Origin of the sequence: Granulicatella balaenopterae (assembly GCF_900111135.1) — a bacterium.
Classification (GTDB): domain Bacteria; phylum Bacillota; class Bacilli; order Lactobacillales; family Aerococcaceae; genus Granulicatella; species Granulicatella balaenopterae.
The window spans coordinates 1-18,716 of the sequence record NZ_FOGF01000040.1 but is presented as its reverse complement, the minus strand read 5'-3'; the positions used below and the strand labels follow the sequence as shown (position 1 = coordinate 18,716).

Below are 18,716 nucleotides of genomic sequence, written 5' to 3'. Positions count from 1 at the left end.
TCTTTTGTGTGGTAAACAAGTCCACTAAGCCCTAATATAAATCTTTCAGATTTCTTTTAATAATTCCTCAACAACACTACTTGACGAAGAGCCATAATTTTCCAACCAAAAAAGCCACCTACAAAAGTAAGTGACTACCAATAATCTATTATACTAAATGAAATAAATGCGCTAATCCTGTTGTTAACATACATGCAACAATCCCCATCACGGTCGGCACTAAGAAAGAAATCCAGGTCCATTTATGACTCTTAGTTTCTTGATAAATGGTAATTAACGTTGTTGAACAAGGCCAATGATATAATGTAAATAAAATAGTATTGACCGCTGTTAACCATGTCCAGCCATTCGCAACTAATAATTCTTTAAATTGATCTAATGAATCGAATTCCACTAAAGTTGATTGGTTCAAATACCCCATCACCATAATCGGAATAACAATCTCATTGGCTGGCATCCCTAAAATGAACGCCATTAAAATCGTCCCATCTAAGCCCATTAAACGTGCAAACGGATCAATTGCTCCCGTAACTTGCGCCAAAATAGTCTGACCCCCAAGAGAAATATTCGCCATAATCCAAATCACTAACCCAGCCGGAGCCGCTACAATAATCGCACGCCATAAGACAAATAATGTACGGTCAAAAATCGAACGAACAATTACCGAACCAATTTGCGGTGTACGGTATGGTGGTAACTCCAAAGTAAATGAAGACGGTACCCCTTTTAGAATGGTTTTTGATAATAATTGCGATACCCAGAAAGTTGTCAAGACCCCTAAAATAACGACCGCCGCTAAGAAGACCGCCGATACTAAACTAGTACCCGCAGAGACAGAGCTTCCCACAAAGAACATGGTAATAATCGAAATCAATATCGGGAACCGCCCATTACAAGGTACAAAATTATTGGTTACAATCGCAATTAACTTCTCACGAGGCGAATTAATAATCCTAGTCCCCGTAACACCCGCCGCATTACAACCAAAGCCCATGCACATTGTTAGAGCCTGCTTACCACATGCCCCCGCTTTAGCAAAGAAACTATCCAAGTTAAAAGCTACACGAGGTAAATATCCAAAATCTTCCAACAAAGTAAAAATCGGGAAGAAAATAGCCATCGGAGGTAACATAACAGAAATAACGGTCGTCAAGACATTATACACGCCATCCACTAAAGCCCCACGTAACCATTCTGGAGCCCCTAATGACACCACAAACTGATTCACATAGACACCTAAAGCGGCAAACATATTGGCCAAAAAGTCAGATGGCCCATTCGCACCCTGAATCGTAAACCAAAAAATCATAACTAATAATAAGACCATAATTGGAATACCGGTTAACTTTTGCGTTAGAATCTTATCTAATTGGCGATCACGCTTATTATAATCCAAATCCGTAAACGTAACGACTTCATCAGCAATCACCGTCGAACGATCAAGTAAGGCTTTCGTATTCTCTTCAGGATTAGCCTTTAGACTTGCTAAAGCTTCTGCCATATAAGGATTCATCTTCACTTCACCTGAGACAACACTTGCTAAAGCAGCCATTAATTCATCCAAACCTTGATTCTGTCGAGCTGCTGTTGCTACAACCGGAACACCTAATAATGATTGTAGTTGAGGAATATTAATCTTAATCCCTTTTTTCTCGGCTTCATCAATCAAATTCACACACACTACCACATTCGGCGTATGTTGCATAATCTGTAAGACCAAATTCAAATTACGCTCCAATGATGTCGCATCACACACACAAATTGTCGCTTCCGAATCATCTGATACAATGAACTCCTCAGCAACTTCTTCCTCTTCAGAATTGGACGATAGTGAATATGTTCCCGGCAAATCCACTAAACAATAATTCACACCCTGATACTCTGCATTCCCTTCTGCAATCCCAACCGTTTTCCCTGGCCAATTACCAGTATGTTGCTTCAAACCTGTTAGAGCATTAAATACCGTACTCTTCCCAACATTAGGATTCCCCGCCAATGCAATCACATGTCCTGCCTTTTCATTTACTAATTGATAACTACTTTCCATTTGCTTCATCTCCCAATTCAACATCAATATATTGCGCATCTTCATTCCTCAATGCAATCACTGTCCCACGAACCTCATAAGCTTTCGGATCATCTTTAGGACTAATTAAGACTAACTTAACCTTCCCACCCGGATAAATCCCCAAATCATATAAGCGCTGTTGCATCTGTTCACTTGGATGAGTGACACTTTTTACAATTGCTGTTTTTTGAGTTGGTAATTCAAATATTTTCATATTTTCCACCTTATTTTCTACATATTTTTAGTCATACCTAATCTATATAAATTATATAACTTTTTTAGTGCTTAGTCCAAAAAAAATATCGTTATTCCATGAAATTTACCACTTATATATAATAGCCACCTGAAAATATATTCTACTTATCAACTACTCACCATAAAAAAGCCAATAAAAAAGCTAAGAAACAAAATAAAACAACACCCCCCTCCTCATCTGGCAATGAATCACCAAAATTGTCATAGGTGAACGATGACGATTTATCAAAATAACGACATAAATAAGTTATATTCCTTACATATTCTTATTAATTATCAAATTATGAGAAATTATATTTATGAAAACTCTTTTCATTTTGTGTTTTTTTGAAAAAATAGCGATTTTTGAATTCTCCAAAAAAATATTCAATGACGATGAAATTAGAGAAAGATTCCTACCCAAAATATAAAATTTCTGAAATAAAAAGATTATTAAAATACGCTAAGAAGATTATTAGTATTTTTTTACTTAGAAAATTCATGAAAACGCCCACAAATACCTTAATATAGTGTATATTATTAGTTGTGAAGCGCTTCACACAATGATTATCATATAATATTTTATTGAAAAGGAGATAGGACTACATGTTTCAGAAAAATAATATTTTATGTGTTGATGCACTAGTCTATAATAGTGATCAACCTTTTGATGGTATATCCGAATCATTAGCACTCAATTGTTATCGTTACTTCCATCTGAGGGAATTAATCAATAATGCTTTTGTCTGTCACAAATATTGTATTAATGAATCAACCCTAGCCATCCTAACGCTAGAACATCTCTCAAAATCAGAACGAAATAAGTATAAGACAATCATAATTGAACGGTCATCTATCATCAAAATCAAGCAAACAACTGATTCTGTATCGACCATCATCAAAAGAAGCAAGCTCGTCGCCACTAAAAAAATGGAAAAAGACGAACTCGAGCGATACAAAATGCTGAATGAAAAATTAAAAAAAGCAAAACGCAAAGCACAAAATTTGCCAAAAATCATCAAACCGGATCTATATATGATACCGAGTACTAGCAAATCACGAGAGCACGACTGGCTAGTAGTTCCAAATATCGCTCAAATTGAACAAGCAGGAGAAGAATCAACACTCATCTACTTCACAGGAATGGATGTCATCTTACACCTGCCAATCAAAAGCAAATTAATCGAAAAACGATACAATAAAGGAAAACAATTGCTAATGAGTGACTAACATCAAACTTAATATTGCCTGTAGGAATAAACTTCTTACAGGCTTTTTGTGCTGCCTTACAAACTATCCACGCCCCCAATCCTTTAGACAAAATGACTAGCCAACCACTCTCCCAAATGCCCCACTACGACATCACCTGAATCAGTAACAGCACCACCACTACTTAAAAGATATAATGATATAGACTAATCAGCCCCATCAGAATTCATGGGAAAAGATTGCCCCTTATCATCCCAATTACCCTAGCTAAACAATAAACTATCCATAGCAAAAAACAGCTAAAAAAGCGCCTAGACGCAAGAATAGCTGCTTAAATCGATGTGCTTGGATACTCTCACCAATACTATCAACACATCATCTTATAAATATTTCTTAACTGCCGAACGTACTGAGAGCATCTTATTCAAAGTCTCTTCTGCCAGTTCTTGATAGTTCGACTGATCACCAGTATCAAAACCTGTAAAATAATGACGGATACGAGAAGCCTTTGCACTATTCATTCGACTCCAGACGAACTCCATACCTGTCTCCGCTTCAATCTCATCTTTGTGGCTACGCAATTGATCGAATAATGCCTTATCTTCATTAATATATAATTCTACTGACATTTCATTCCTACTTGAAATTAAACTCACACAAATATGCGCATGTTTTACTCCAATTAGAAAATCCGTCCAACGTCCTGTATGTGGCTTTCTAGCATTCATCACACTTTCATGCATTACCATATAATCATGCAACGTTTGCCAGAAGTTAAATCTAGCTTGATCCTGCATATTAGCCGGCATTTTTTCACCTTCAAGACGCAAATACATCCTCAACTGTTCCTTATCTTCACCAAACACATCGAATGCCTCACGTAAAATACGCAATTTCATCTCCGTATCAGTATTGGTATTCACATAAATATGCTCATCAATTTTACGAGAATTATTAAAAACATCCGCTGTCGTCGCAAATGAATTCTCTAAGTAACCATCTTCTTGACTATAAGCTACTTTTTTTAAGATTGCTTTATTTTCACCATGCAATAGAATTAAGATACGTTCAAACATATCTACCCAAGCTGTGACAGGAATCTCACTCCCCTTAAAGACCACACGCTTAATCTTCTTACCAGTCATCTTATCCGTATCCGCTAATGTAACGAATGCTTCCTCAGTGCCTAGAGGTTGATATTGCGTGGTTGGATACTGCCAAATCATTAGTGAACGCTCAACAATCAGATTCATACGCTCTTCTAATTGCTTAACACCCCAATGCTCTTGCTGGGAAATCCATTGATTCATACGCAAACCACTCGCCTTGAAACCTTTTTCTGTATCACGCTTCTCTGCAAATGGTGAATTCGAATATTGCGTATTATAGGCCGTTAAAGTTAAGTTAGCCGCCTTATGTAACCACTTCTCATGAATATCTTCTGGATTACCATCTTTTGCCAACTCTTTAGCCCATTGTTTTGATAAACTTTGCGGCATAATATGTTCAATTGAATAAGTTCTTTTATCCAAATGAGTCCAGACATCTTTGGTTTCCATAGTGCCATAGTTTTCCAAACGCTCAAAGTAATATTGACGATTCTTCGCCTGCATATTGTAGATATTCTTCGTACGTAAAGCCTCTTTGAATTCATGATTATCCGGATAACGCTTCGACTCCTTACCCTTCAATAATAGAAAACACATCTTATCAACATAATTATCCGTTGTTTGATCTAATGCGATAATATTTTGATGTAGAGAAGCAAATACCTTATTCAACGCATTGGTCGCCACATCACAAATCGTACGACGGAAAATATAATTCTCCACCGTACTAAAGACATCCTCCAGCTCAGCACTCGTTAAAGTTCCAGCTTTATGCAATGCTAAGACCTCTAATAAAAATGGACGAGTAACCTTAGTCTCCAAACGATTCAAGCGATAAATCATGCCATCCAATTCGTCCCCTGCTCCCGTACCATGAAGTAAGACTCTATATAATTTCGCATAATATAATAACTCTTTTAATAAAGCCTCGATATTATCCGACTCAAGCTTGGCCAAATATTCCTTAAAAGCAAAATAAATATCCTTCATATTAGGAATCTGCTTAGTCACTAAAGTCAGATAATCCCTAATAAATAAATCCACCTGATCATCAGTATTTTCCTCAATCTTCTTCCAATAACGATAATAAAAATCATTTTGCTGTGCCATTGATAAGCCCATCAAGACATAATTACGAATCTTATCACCCTCACTCAAATCCAAACCAGTCGAATTCAAACTCTCAAAAATTAATTGCGGATTGTCCTCAGCACCTAACTGAATCCAAATCACTTCCAACTTACAAATAGCTTGAAAAATATCATCCGCCGAATACTCAGATAGCACTAACTCACGCTTCAAAAACTCATAATTCAAACTAATATTCGAATCCGCAATACGCTCATAAGGCTCATCAAATAACCGCTCCAATGCCTTACGATCCTCTTCAATCGGACGTAACTTAATCCGCTCAGCACTCAAATTATTATACGGATCAACCAAATATTGCTCCATAATACGCTTCTTCAAAGTATCCTCCTGCACAGCAATAGCTTCCTCATCCAACAAATGAACCAAAGCCAATAACATCAAAGTCACCGTCGTCAAACGTTGCTGTCCATCAATAATCAGACGGTCATGACTACCTTCACCATGCGCCACCACCACACTACCAAAAAAGTGCGACTGACGATCTTCTAAAATAACCTTAAACAAATCATCTAACAATTGCTTACAGTTAGCAATCTTCCAATTATAATTACGCTGATAGACCGGAATATAAAACCGCTCATTCACACCAGTCATCGCCTTAACTAAAAAAGTCGCTTCACCATGCATCACATAACCCCATTTATCTAAATTTTTATAAAAAACTGTCTTTTAATGTATATTCATCTTCATTATAGCATATTTCCTAAACGCTTCCTGTAGATAAAATAAGATAATAGCAAAAAAACAGCTAAAAAAGCGCCTATACGCAAGATTAGCTGTTAATATATGTGTTTGTATCTAACTCACACCAAGAGCCTTGAAGATGGTGTATTTGAGTTTTTATAAGGTATACATTAATTATCTGAATGTAATAGCTATAAATTACTACATTGACTCACGTTCTAAATTACCTAAAGATACTCCATTTTCATCTTTCCAATTGGCATTTCCACTTAATGATGATCCACCACAAAAACCAGCAGCAGCTGAAGGACTAGTAAAATTAATATCTTTTATTAATAAGCCATCTTCATTAATATATTTCTGATACTTTTCACGATTTTTAATTGTAGAAACAGGACATGCTTTAGAAATAACTGGTGAAATCTTACTTCCCGCAAATACCGCAAAGCCATCTGCTGTTCGTTGTCCTCTTGCATCAACCTTCTTAGATCTAAAATATAAAATAGGTTCTTCATCAACAGGCACTTCAGGTTCAATCAATTTTACCTTTACAATCGGCTCAAACACTTTATAGCCTAAAGCTCCCATAATTAATTTTGAATAATCGATAAATTCTTCTAATTCACTTTCCTTTTCTTCAGTGATATTACCACGAGTCGGTTCAATCTCATTCTTTACTTCATAACGATTCGATTCCTTAGCCATCATACAAAAACGATTTTCAAGATAACTAATCTCCGTCTGACCAAAAGAATCATTTGCCGTCGTAAATACTACCGCCTCAGTCCAATAATCCTTTTTCTCATTATTCTTATGCTCAAATAAGCGCCCTAAAATACCATTCCCATTCTTTCTAACCCCTGCTTGTCCAATATACACAACAGGTTCATCCGTATCATCAGAATGCCCAAACAAAAAATATACCCCCGTCTGACTAAGCGGTACAATATCCTTAGCTTTATCCAGCATCGTACGAGGAATCTTATACGAAATACCCGTCCAATTCGCAAGCGTACACTTAATACGCCCAGTAGATTCACCATCCATTAAAAATAAATGAATATTTTTAGCTCTCTTTTCCATACAAACACCCTCACTTCTCATAGTCTCTTCTAGAATATTGTAACAGAAAACAATAATTAAGAAAAATATGTTAAAGTGAAATTTTACAACTATTAATGAAATAAAAAATAAATAGTACTGATATTTCGCTATTTATCTTCGTTAATTTTTATTTGTATTTCATTTTAATTAGTTTTAAAAATATGTTTTATATCTTTTTAATTCTAGTTACATAATATACCTGTTCAAAACACTCTTTATACCGTACAACTTCTAATTGTTCTAAATCAGTAACTTTTAACTTAGTAATAATTGAAATTTCTTTTTCATTCTCACTACCAATTTTTCTTACAGTACATTTTAATATTGTTAATTTTGAAAATAAAAATATTGGATTAACAATTATTTGATTCATTTTAACCAAAATATATATTAATACCAAAATTATAAACACCATCAACCAAAAATCAAATGAATTATTTGCATCTTCAAAAATAAAAGGTAACATCAATGTCAAAATAAAAAAACTATACTCGTTTAAACTTAATCTTGATATCGATTTAATTTCCAATCTTTTATTTTCATTATATTTTTCCATGTCTTTTTCAACATTTTTCAAAAAACATCTTTGCTCTATTCTATATACTAGTAATGTTAATATTACAATGCCAAGCACACCAAAACATGCGTATGCATTCGCAACATACTTTTCTATTTTAAATTTATATAATATCACCATAATTACAGGGGAATATCCTATAATCCATAAAAAAAACTCTTTCACTTTATTTCTCGACATATGTATCTATCCTTTCGTAGTCCGAATCTCCTTCGTTAAAAAAGATTCTACTATTTTGTCTTGAAATAAATGTAATAAGGGACTAATATTATCTTCTTCAGTTATTGTTATCTTATTACCATGTGCAAAATCAATAAATTGAATTACCTCTATTAATTCTCCTTTATCAGATTTCAAATTTTCTTTTTGTTTTTCATCTAACGAATCTAGTTTTTCTACCATTTTTTTTAATTCAATACATCTTTGATTATAGTAATTTTCGATTTTCTCCATTCCTTTTTCATTCATTTTTGCTAATCCTCTTGAATAAAAATTATTACTAGCCTTCTTTATAAATAATTCTTTTGTAACGTTATCTGAAAAGCATGATAAATTTGAAATTTTTTGAATATTTTCATCTCTTTTTTTTATGATATGATTATAAAATTTAAAAGCATACTCAAAATCACGAGTTTTAAAAATATATATATAATTATTAAGTATAATAAAAGATATTTTTCCTCCTATATCCAATATATCATCTTTTATTTCATTAACTCTCTCATTTCTAAAAAAACATGTTTTTTTTGAACTAGTCTGTTTTTTTATCCCTCTATAATAAAATACATACATTGTTTCTTCTAAATCATTTTCAACTGATGTATCAGTTAATCTACATACTTGAAATGATGTATTAATTATATCTCGATTTATTTTTTCACTATTTTCTTCGTTTATAGCCTGTTTTAATAATTCAAATCGTTCATATATTTCTCCATACTCATTTAATTGATTTAAATCAATTTTAGCTATAGCATCTTGAACAAATATTTCTGTATCAAAATCTTTAATGATAAAATGTTTAATTTCACCACTATCATCTTTTTTTAATTGTTCTAATTCTCTTTGAATACTTTTTTTAAGCCAATTATTCAAATCATCCGCTTCATTCCCGCTTTTTAACTTTCCTAAATTAACTATTTTAGCAGCATATTTTTCCTGCTGCGTTACATGCCTAATCATATACACATCCAAACTTAATTGATTAATATCATATGATGTATCTAAAAATTTGGTCATAAATTTTCCATTCATATTTTTTCTCCTTTTATTATATTATTATTTGTTAAATTTAAATTATCTCTTTAGAATTTTATATTTAATGTAACTAGAAAATTTATTACTATCCCTAGCTATATTACTAAAACTATATTCATATAAATTTAACTTTTTACAATTCATCTTTAATCTATTAAAAAACACCGTCTCTTGTCACTTACGTTGATGAAGAGTGATTAGCTGATCTAACTCACTGAAAAATGAACCGATGCGGGATTGTTCGTCTTCTAACGGAACTGAAAATTCTGCAGATTTTAAATCATTAGAGTTAATAGATTCAAAAGTAGATCCACACGACATTTTAGACCAATAATTATTTTCACACATACTAACTAATTTTTGATAAATGAATTCATTACCATGAATTGCAGCTACACCTCTACCAATAACCACATCATATGAAGTTTTAGCCATAGCACCAACTGGAGCACGAACACTCATAATTAAATCTCCATTATATGCTTGTTTAGTTACTTGCGTTGTCCAAATTCTCGGATATACCCATCCATTTTTTAAATCTGCATTCCCTTGAACTAAAATATGTTTAGTTGGGTAATCTGAATAAGTACTTCCGGCTGGAGATTGCCCCATCGTTATTTCTGCAATATCCCCTAACTTCCGTTGTTCCCAAGTGTTTGTCAAAACATGTTTTCATTAGTTTATACGTGAAAATTCAGTTTTTTAACAAACGCTGTTGAAAAGTGATGAGCTGATCTTGCTTCTGGAAGAACTCACCGATTTGTTGTTGCTCCTGTAGGGAAGGGATTGCTACAATAGCTTTCAAAAAATCTTTTTCGTGAATTCGCCATTGTCCGTATACAACACCCTGTCTCCATTTTAATAAAGATTTAATAAATTGTTTTCTGGTTAGTAATTCACCCATAAAATGAAAATCACAATTATTATTTATTGAAAAAATACTATATACGGGAGAAATAACTGCTTTTCCGTATAAATTTAATCCGACTGAGCCAGTTTCAAGGTTATTTGAGCTATAAATATAATCTCCATATTCGGTTTGTTTATACTTTTTATTATTATTATCTGTTACTAAAAATGACCGATCATATCTTTCACCTTTTTCAGTTACGCCTTTATTAGCAACAAAAGCCATAAGTGGATATTCTTCCGATTGTGGTGCTTTAATATTTCTTTCAGTTAAAACTTCCCCCAACTTACACTGCTCCCAAGTTATTGTTCAAAAATAGGAGAAAGTTTACTACTTTCCCCTACCTTATATTTTTAGATGTTAATTCCTAATAAACGCATTTGTTCGTTTATTTCAGCTTCTAATTTTGCGATTTCTTCAGTATCTTGTTTTAATAAGTTATTTACTTCATCAATATCAATTGGTTCTTCCTCTTCGAATGTATCTACATAACGAGGAATATTTAAGTTATAGTCATTTTCTTTAATTTCATCGATTGATGCGTTATAAGCATATTTATCGACAAATTCTTTAGCTTTATATGTTTCAACGATTTTATCGATTTGTTCTTCTGTTAATTTATTTTGGTTTTTACCTTTTTCAAATTCATTACTTGCATCAATAAATAATACATCTTTTGTTGGACGATTTTTCTTCAACACTAAGATTGTTGTTGGAATGCTTGTACCGTAGAATAAGTTAGCAGGTAAACCAATGACTGCATCTAAATAGTTCTTTTCAATTAATACTTGACGAATTTTCCCTTCAGCCGCTCCTCTAAATAATACTCCATGAGGTAAAACAATTGCCATTGTACCTGTATTGTTTAAGTGATAGATACTATGTAAAATGAATGCAAAGTCGGCTTTTGATGCTGGTGCTAATTTACCATATTCTTGGAAGCGTGGATCTTTTAATTTTGCTTCTGAATTATCCCATTTAGCTGAATATGGAGGGTTTGCAACAACTGCATCAAAACTACGTGGTTGATCGATACCTTGTTTGTCTACTCCATCTGGCCAGTCACTTTCTAATGTGTCTGCATTATTTAATGACATATTAGTATATGATACATCATGCATCATTAAGTTCATACGAGCCAAGTTATAGGTTGTTGTATTTAATTCTTGACCATAGTATTTGATTGCTTTTCGTCTTTCTTCTGGTAATTCATTACCTACTGTTAATAGTAATGAACCTGATCCCATAGTTGGGTCATATACACTAAAGTATTCATTATCTTCAGGTAAATTAATCGTTACTAATTTGGCTAAGATTTGACTTACTTGGTGTGGTGTATAGAATTCTCCACCTTTTTTACCTGCTGTTGCTGCGAATTGGCCGATTAAATATTCATAAATTTCACCTAAAACATCTTTACCGTCTTCACCTTTATATGAAATTGAATCTACTAATTTCACAATATTATTTAATGATTTAGCACGTGCAGTTGTTGAGCCGCCTAAACGTGAATCTCCTAAGTTAACATCACTAAATACACCTTTAAAATCAATAGTTGCATCTTCATTTAATTGGGCGTTCATATTAAAGTTATCAAAAATCGCTTGATAGTCACTCGGAATAACTTCTGAATTATCAATTTTTTCATTTAATGACACCCATGTATCATTTGGAGCAATTGCATAGCCTAATGATGCAGAAATATCTTCTAAATAGTCTGCTAATTCGTCTTCAGCTTCAATTTTATACGCATCATTTACACTTTGCCCTTCTTCAGGGATAATAATTTTTTGATCTACTAAATATTCTTCTTGATGTTCTGATAGGTAACGATAGAACATAAATGCTAAAATGTAGTTTTTAAACTCTCCTGCATCCATATTTCCTCGTAATTCATTGGCCATAGCCCAAATTTTACTTGTAAGTTCTTGTGTATTACTCATTTAAAAATCTCCTTTATTATAGTTACACTGCATTTCAGCGTAATTATATTTTTTATTATATTTAACATAAAAATTCTTTTTTATTCGATTTTATTCTATAAAAACTACTTCTAAACAAACATTTGTTGTAATAAGCCTTTTTTCAAATCATTCAAGTGGTCTATCTTACGTTGTTGAAAAGTGATGAGCTGATCTTGCTTCTGGAAGAACTCACCGATTTGTTGTTGTTCTTGTAGGGAAGGGATAGAAATAAGCTGTTTATTTATATCTTTAACATTTAAAGTAGTCATCATTAACGTTTTTGTTGTTGCTTTAACTAGAATATGTTTCATTACATTTTCATTATTAATATATTCTTTCATAAATTCCATGTTCATTTCAATTTTAGGAGTAAAAGTAATAAATACATGAGAAACAATCCCACTTCCAATATCATTCAACACAAATCTTCCATACGAATAATGTTTTGATTTATTTCCTTCAAATGCAATATCACCTTTATTTATTTTGAAATATGTCTTCATGTATTTTTCGGTAGAATTTTTATTAGAATTAGCATATTTCATTTTAGAAACAGAAATAATATCATCTTGAGAATACTCAAGATCAGTATTTTTAATGGATGTTCTTTCCCAAATATTTTCAAACTTACACTGCTCCCAATCGTCAGTGAATCCTGGGAACCTTAGCTCAGGAGTGGTCTCTCCTTTTTTCGGAAACATTCTTTGTAATAAAGATTTTTTCTGGTTCTCTAAATTTTCAAGCTTACGTTGATGAAGAGTGATGAGGTGATCTAGCTCAGAAAAGAAAGAGCCAATGCGGGACTGTTCATCAACGTTACATGGATATATCACATTCGTTAGCATCAAATTCTTTTTGCTTAATGAGTAAACTTTTGTCCCTTGTAATAAGGGTAATATCTGATTGTGATAACTGTTAGAATTCATATAATATCCAAGATAATATTTACCAAAATCAATATTAGGTCGATAAGCATACGTATGTAGTCCTGAAACGACATTATCCTCAATTGAAAAATCAGCTATTTCCACCACTTTTCCAGCATTATAATCTTCTGCTGTATCAGCAATTACAATATCACCATTTTGTAACAATTGATTTTTATACTTATTCTTAACAGAACCTGTAATAAATGGTAATACATCTGAATCACCATTTACTATAAATCCCAAGTTAACCAAAATATCACCATAATGAATATTTTTAACTTCACCTTCAGAATAGTTTAATTTCGAACGTGACAACGTATTGGTAGAAATTGGAAATGTGAACACTTCACCGAACTTCCGTTGTTCCCAAGCGGGAGCATTTTTAAACTCTGGAAATCGTAATTTTGGTACTTTTGGTTCTTTTTCTTTCATTTGATTACCTCCTATTAATATCCTTGAACTACTTCATCAGCCAAATCATAAATGGCTGTTCTTAATGCATTACGATATCTGATTTTCGATAATTTTTTGACTTTTTCATCATAAGCTAGAGTTTTATACTGCAAACTTCCTTCAGTAGCTATCGTTTGAATTTGTTCCATATCATCTAAATCAGCTTCACCATATTTATGGCTGCTAAATAGTTCATGTAAGTAGTTATTAGTGACAACATCCATTAAGCCCCATGCAATTCTAAAATCTTGAAATTTTAAATCTAAACTAACTTTATTTGCTTGTTGAATTACGTTGTCACTGGAATCCAGCGAGACTGGATATTTTATATTTTCTGCTTCTGACGGATAATCTCCATTCAAAATAGCCTCTGCAGCATTTTTAATAATTTGTGCATGTTGACGATCATCTAATCCATCAGCAAATTTCATGATTTTATCAAATGTTTCTTTAGCTTTTTGTTCTTCTTTTTCATGAATTTGATTCATCAAATCTTGAACTAATTCTGTTAAATAATCATAATTTACTTTAATGTCCTTAACATGTGTCATACGTAATTCAATTTCATATACTGGCACTTGTTTAATTTCAGCTAAAGATTCTTTTAATTCATTAGTTAAAACTGTTGTTAATGAAGTATGCTGTTCAGGTGTTATTCCTAAATGTTCAATTAATTCATCTGGATTTTCATAGTTAAAACCAATCATTTCACCATCGATTTTTTCTGGGTCATATTGTTTTAACATTGCCATCCCTTTGTTATATTCTCTTAATTGCTCTAACATTTCTTCTTTTTTCTGTTCGCTTGCTGGAAGTTGTACGAAGTCATCTGTTAATTCCCGTAATTCATTAACAGCAGCTTTCACTTTATCAAAGCATGGCTTAAATCCTTCTGCTAAAACTCCATCTAATTGAAGTTGACGAGTTTTTGCTTCTGTTGATTCTGCTGAAGCTTTATTGGCATAAATTGCTAAAGCATCCTTCATTAGTTTCTCATTATATTTTGGCCAACGATAATTAACAATACGTCCCCAAGGCTTTTCTTGCATATCCGCAATACGATTTGTACGCGAGTAAGCTTGAATTAGTCCTGCTCCTCGTAATGTTCTGTCAACATATAAAGTATTCATTTCTGGTGCATCAAATCCTGTTAATAATTGATCAACTACGATTACTAAATCTAAATATTTTTTATCTGTAGCTGTACGATTCAAACGGCTAGCTACATCTTGTGTATAAGCTGAAGCATCTGCCATTTCAAATTTTGTATCAAATTGCTTGTTATATTCATTAATTGCTTTAAATAGACCTTTATTAGTATCTAATTGATGATTACTATTAGAACTATCTTGACTGAAAGTAACCGCAACTTTTAATACTAGTCCGCCATTTTCTTCATGTTCTTTATTAATACGTTGAAACTCATTATAATACATCATTGCCATTGGGGTACTTGCTTTCCCACCACCCACATGAGTTGTTAGCATAGCATTATATTTACCATTATTTGAACGATTACGCCAATTTTTAAAGATATCTTCCACAACTAATCGTACATGGTCTTCATTTTCATCATAAAAACTAGATTCTACTGTGTCATCCATATCTTCAGGACTTAGGCTATCAATTTTATTTTGAATTTTTTCATCTGACCACTTTGGATATTTTTCACGATAGAATACCGGTAAGTAATGTTCACGAATTTCATCGTCTGGAATTGTTGTTTCAAAGTCTACTTTAAATCCTAAAACATTTCGATCTGCAATTGCTTCACGAATAGTATATGCATGTAACATCGGACCAAAAATATCTTGTGTACGTAAGCCTTTTGTTGTATCATCAAACATTGGTGTTCCAGTATAACCTACCCATGCAGCCTTTTTAAAAGCTTTTTGAATATCATTAAAGTTGGTTCCTGCTGTTGAGCGGTGTGCTTCATCGACAATAAATAAAATATTTTTATCTGGTGATTTAAAGTTTTTACGTTTCACTAATTTACCTAATTTTTGTACTGAAGTAACGATAATTCCATTACCTTTGCTACGTAATTTTTTTCGTAAATCCGTTGTACTCTGGGTATCATTAACTGAACCAAAGTTGTTTTCACTATCCCCATCCGGATCGTATGCTTGATAATTTTCACTAGTTTGTTTTGTTAGAGCTATTCTATCAACTACAAAGACTACCTTATCGACTTGAGGCATTCTACTTGCTAACCAAGCTGTTTTAAAACTAGTAATTGTTTTACCTGACCCTGTTGTATGCCAAACATAGCCAATCTTATTATTCCCTAATTCAAAATCAGAGTTTTTAATCCCGTTAATAACATTTTGAGTAGCATAAACTTGATATGGTCTCATAACTTTTAACATTTGCTTATTTTTTGTACCATCTAAAATCATAAAGTTTGTAGCCATTTTATGTGCCATTGGAATACTTAACATTGAATCAGCAAATTCTTTCCAATTTCGAACAATTTGGTTGTCTGATTTACGTTGCCAGTTAAATGCAAAGTCTTTATTGAACAGTTCACTGGTTGTATTCGCCATATATTTTACATTATTAGGCGTAATGGCTACTAAAATTTGTAATGTTGAAAAAATATCACGATATTGTAATTCATCGATGTATTGGTGCATTTGATTTAATGCTTCATTAACATCATGAGTATCGACTTTTTCTTCAATCTGAATAATTGGTAAACCATTAATCAATAAAGTCGTATCAAAGCGACGATTTTGTTTACCTGCAATCTTAGCTGGTCGTTGAATCTGATTAACAACTTGATAAACTGTATCGCCTGCACCGATTTGTTTTTGATCAAAAATTGTTAAAATCACATGTTTTCCATTATCTAAATCAATTTCAATTTGTGACGTTCCATTTAATCCATACAAAAATTGCCCTGCTTCATATGGTGTATTTAAATTACAGATAACATTTTTTACTTGAGCAAATTCTGTCTCACTTAATCGGTATTCTAAAGTTTTTTGGTTTAAATTAAAGATAATTTCACGAAAATTTTCCCATAAATCCTCTGTAGTTTTTATGTTTGGTTCATACTTCCATAATTGTGATTTATAAACATAATCTACATTTTCACTTTCAATTCCCTCAATCGGTATTGGTGAAATCTTACCAGTTGATAGATATTCAATTAAATTCTTTTCAAATTGATCTTCATTCATGTTCATTTACCTCCTTCAATTTCTCTAAAATTAATAATGTTTCATTTTTTGCTAACCGTTCTTTAAGTGCTTGTTTTCTTAATTGCTTTGTATAAATATCCCCTATTTTTTCTTGTATCTCTATAGAAGGTAAATTTTTCAAGTCTAATTCGCGCAGTTGTTTAACCGTGTATTTCATCGTAATTGAGCCTTGCATGGACGCTTGAAATTGACGGGCTATTTTTTTATCTTCATTAATTAAGTACATTAAATATTTTTTATCTATACCGCCCTTAATCCGAAGTTTAACATAATTTTGCGTCAATAAGTAGCCACTACTATAAGTTTGCGCAATTGCACACTTACCAGATATCAAACTAAATATTAAATCCCCTTCTTCAACTAAAACAACATTCCCTGTTGTAGTAACTTGTTTATGATCTTCTTCAATAAATGGTATTGTTATCAAATCATTAACAATATCTGTTTGGCTATAGTATGAATATGTTTTAGCGCCTTCTCCTTTATGTTCTTTAATTCGAAACTGAGGACTTCCAGCTTCAAAATCAACAAATTTTGTTATAATCATTTTAAATCGTGCCTTTCTAAAATTACTTTTCTTTTCTACAAAGTTCATTATACACTTGTTTTTATAAAAAGCAAGCATTATTTTTAGTTTTATTTTGTAATTTTTTAAAATTACATTTTATTTTTTATATTTTCCTCTTATACTCAAACACTTGGGAGCAGTGTAAGTTGGGGGATATAGGGGAAATTATAACTGGTTCAACACCAAAAACTACTATAAAAGAAAACTATTCAAAAAATGGTCTACCATGGATAACTCCTACAGATATATGTCAACAAATCACTTTTACAAGCAATAAAAAATTAAGTGAAATGGGAGTAAAAGTTGCAAGAGTTGTTCCTAAAAATACTTTATTAGTAACTTGTATAGCTAGTATAGGTAAGAATACTTTATTAGGTACTAGAAGCAGTTTTAATCAACAAATAAATGCATTAATTCCTAAAAGTAATTATCATTCTTATTTTTTATTAATAGATAGTATATCTTGGTCTATATATATGAAAAGATTAGCTTCTAGTGCTACAATGCAAATTGTCAATAAAACAGATTTTTCTAAAATAGTAACAAATGTCCCTTCCCTAGGAGAACAACAACAAATCGGTGAGTTCTTCCAGAAGCAAGATCAGCTCATCACTTTTCAACAGCGTTTGTTAAAAAACTGAATTTTCACGTATAAACTAATGAAAACATGTTTTGACAAACGCTTGGGAACAACGGAAGTTGGGGGATGAAATCGCAGATATAGTGGGAGGAGGTACACCTAGTACGTCTATTGAAGAATATTGGGATGGTGATATCGATTGGTATTCTCCAACCGAGATTGGTAAATCTGCCTATGTTGGTAAAAGTAATAAACAAATTACTTTATTAGGATTAGAAAAAAGCTCTGCAAAAGTATTACCACCTTATAAAACAATATTATTTACAAGTCGTGCTGGAATTGGTGATATGGCTATTTTGACAAAAGAAGCAGCAACTAATCAAGGGTTTCAATCACTTGTTGTAAATGAAGAATATGATCCATATTTTATTTATTCTTTAGGGTTTAAAATAAAGCGCTATGCTTTAAAGATGGCTTCAGGTTCTACTTTTTTAGAAATTTCAGCAAAAGGATTATCAAAAATGAAAATAGCTTGTCCATCGTATGAAGAACAATCCTGCATCGGTTCATTTTTCAGTGAGTTAGATCAGCTAATCACTCTTCATCAACGAAAGCCTGTTTTAGTGTATCATTTAGCTAATCAAAAATTACGAAAGACTAGATAACGAACGCATAATCAAATCCACGTCCTTATTTTCTAGCTCTTGAA

Annotated in this window: 15 protein-coding genes and 1 pseudogene; 3 read left to right on the top strand and 13 right to left on the bottom strand. The window is 32.4% G+C overall.

Annotation, left to right across the window (positions count from 1 at the left end; all coding sequences use genetic code 11):
- Positions 1–148 precede the first annotated feature (148 nt).
- Complete coding sequence (gene feoB, locus BMX09_RS08230; protein ID WP_218138936.1) at positions 149–2,047, bottom strand: ferrous iron transporter B; 1,899 nt, start codon at positions 2,045–2,047, stop codon at positions 149–151.
- Positions 2,037–2,282, bottom strand: a complete 246-nt coding sequence (locus tag BMX09_RS08225; protein WP_089747595.1) for a FeoA family protein — start codon at positions 2,280–2,282, stop codon at positions 2,037–2,039. The genes feoB and BMX09_RS08225 overlap by 11 nt, the downstream gene beginning before the upstream one ends.
- A 626-nt stretch (positions 2,283–2,908) precedes the next feature.
- Between BMX09_RS08225 and BMX09_RS08220 the strand changes: the two genes are divergently transcribed.
- Positions 2,909–3,532: a competence protein ComK gene (locus tag BMX09_RS08220; RefSeq protein ID WP_089747593.1), complete on the top strand. Its 624-nt coding sequence runs from the start codon at positions 2,909–2,911 to the stop codon at positions 3,530–3,532.
- A 359-nt stretch (positions 3,533–3,891) separates the two neighbouring features.
- Here the strand turns inward: BMX09_RS08220 and BMX09_RS08215 are convergent, their stop codons facing one another.
- From BMX09_RS08215 to BMX09_RS08170, 10 genes are all read right to left on the bottom strand, one after another.
- Positions 3,892–6,399, bottom strand: coding sequence for a DUF4268 domain-containing protein (locus tag BMX09_RS08215; RefSeq protein ID WP_089747592.1), 2,508 nt, complete (start codon positions 6,397–6,399; stop codon positions 3,892–3,894).
- Positions 6,400–6,657: 258 nt separating this feature from the next.
- Entirely contained in the window at positions 6,658–7,539 is an 882-nt protein-coding gene (locus tag BMX09_RS08210; protein WP_089747590.1) for a GIY-YIG nuclease family protein, read from the bottom strand.
- Between the two features lie 187 nt (positions 7,540–7,726).
- The gene (locus BMX09_RS08205) at positions 7,727–8,317 is read right to left on the bottom strand and encodes a hypothetical protein (protein ID WP_089747588.1); all 591 of its coding nucleotides are present in this window, start codon (positions 8,315–8,317) and stop codon (positions 7,727–7,729) included.
- A gap of 6 nt (positions 8,318–8,323) precedes the next feature.
- The gene (locus BMX09_RS08200; RefSeq protein ID WP_089747587.1) at positions 8,324–9,391 is read right to left on the bottom strand and encodes a Kiwa anti-phage protein KwaB-like domain-containing protein; all 1,068 of its coding nucleotides are present in this window, start codon (positions 9,389–9,391) and stop codon (positions 8,324–8,326) included.
- 177 nt (positions 9,392–9,568) lie between these two features.
- On the bottom strand, positions 9,569–10,057 hold the full coding sequence (locus BMX09_RS08195; protein ID WP_245711156.1) for a restriction endonuclease subunit S: 489 nt from the start codon (positions 10,055–10,057) through the stop codon (positions 9,569–9,571).
- A gap of 31 nt (positions 10,058–10,088) precedes the next feature.
- The gene (locus BMX09_RS08190) at positions 10,089–10,610 is read right to left on the bottom strand and encodes a restriction endonuclease subunit S (RefSeq protein ID WP_089747583.1); all 522 of its coding nucleotides are present in this window, start codon (positions 10,608–10,610) and stop codon (positions 10,089–10,091) included.
- Positions 10,611–10,657: 47 nt separating this feature from the next.
- On the bottom strand, positions 10,658–12,247 hold the full coding sequence (locus tag BMX09_RS08185) for a type I restriction-modification system subunit M (protein WP_089747581.1): 1,590 nt from the start codon (positions 12,245–12,247) through the stop codon (positions 10,658–10,660).
- A 110-nt stretch (positions 12,248–12,357) separates the two neighbouring features.
- Positions 12,358–13,629, bottom strand: a complete 1,272-nt coding sequence (locus tag BMX09_RS08180) for a restriction endonuclease subunit S (protein ID WP_089747579.1) — start codon at positions 13,627–13,629, stop codon at positions 12,358–12,360.
- Between the two features lie 14 nt (positions 13,630–13,643).
- Entirely contained in the window at positions 13,644–16,838 is a 3,195-nt protein-coding gene (locus BMX09_RS08175) for a type I restriction endonuclease subunit R (protein ID WP_089747578.1), read from the bottom strand.
- The gene (locus tag BMX09_RS08170; RefSeq protein WP_245711154.1) at positions 16,831–17,454 is read right to left on the bottom strand and encodes a restriction endonuclease subunit S; all 624 of its coding nucleotides are present in this window, start codon (positions 17,452–17,454) and stop codon (positions 16,831–16,833) included. Before BMX09_RS08170 ends, BMX09_RS08175 begins: the two co-directional genes overlap by 8 nt.
- 71 nt (positions 17,455–17,525) lie before the next feature.
- Between BMX09_RS08170 and BMX09_RS08165 the strand changes: the two genes are divergently transcribed.
- Both BMX09_RS08165 and BMX09_RS08160 read left to right on the top strand, forming a co-directional pair.
- A complete protein-coding gene (locus BMX09_RS08165) occupies positions 17,526–18,068 on the top strand; it encodes a restriction endonuclease subunit S (protein WP_089747575.1) in 543 nt (180 codons plus the stop codon).
- Between the two features lie 31 nt (positions 18,069–18,099).
- Positions 18,100–18,672: a restriction endonuclease subunit S gene (locus BMX09_RS08160; protein ID WP_089747573.1), complete on the top strand. Its 573-nt coding sequence runs from the start codon at positions 18,100–18,102 to the stop codon at positions 18,670–18,672.
- On the opposite strand, the pseudogene BMX09_RS10185 reads toward BMX09_RS08160, so the two are convergent.
- A pseudogene (locus BMX09_RS10185) lies at positions 18,655–18,716 on the bottom strand (integrase); the annotation flags it as partial. The gene BMX09_RS08160 and the pseudogene BMX09_RS10185 overlap by 18 nt on opposite strands.

Bases quoted from the DNA above. Each gene is read 5' to 3' on its own strand.
- feoB (WP_218138936.1), bottom strand. From the start codon at position 2,047: ATGGAAAGTAGTTATCAATTAGTAAATGAAAAGGCAGGACATGTGATT.
- BMX09_RS08225 (WP_089747595.1), bottom strand. From the start codon at position 2,282: ATGAAAATATTTGAATTACCAACTCAAAAAACAGCAATTGTAAAAAGT.
- BMX09_RS08220 (WP_089747593.1), top strand. From the start codon at position 2,909: ATGTTTCAGAAAAATAATATTTTATGTGTTGATGCACTAGTCTATAAT.
- BMX09_RS08215 (WP_089747592.1), bottom strand. From the start codon at position 6,399: ATGCATGGTGAAGCGACTTTTTTAGTTAAGGCGATGACTGGTGTGAAT.
- BMX09_RS08210 (WP_089747590.1), bottom strand. From the start codon at position 7,539: ATGGAAAAGAGAGCTAAAAATATTCATTTATTTTTAATGGATGGTGAA.
- BMX09_RS08205 (WP_089747588.1), bottom strand. From the start codon at position 8,317: ATGTCGAGAAATAAAGTGAAAGAGTTTTTTTTATGGATTATAGGATAT.
- BMX09_RS08200 (WP_089747587.1), bottom strand. From the start codon at position 9,391: ATGAATGGAAAATTTATGACCAAATTTTTAGATACATCATATGATATT.
- BMX09_RS08185 (WP_089747581.1), bottom strand. From the start codon at position 12,247: ATGAGTAATACACAAGAACTTACAAGTAAAATTTGGGCTATGGCCAAT.
- BMX09_RS08180 (WP_089747579.1), bottom strand. From the start codon at position 13,629: ATGAAAGAAAAAGAACCAAAAGTACCAAAATTACGATTTCCAGAGTTT.
- BMX09_RS08175 (WP_089747578.1), bottom strand. From the start codon at position 16,838: ATGAATGAAGATCAATTTGAAAAGAATTTAATTGAATATCTATCAACT.
- BMX09_RS08170 (WP_245711154.1), bottom strand. From the start codon at position 17,454: ATGAACTTTGTAGAAAAGAAAAGTAATTTTAGAAAGGCACGATTTAAA.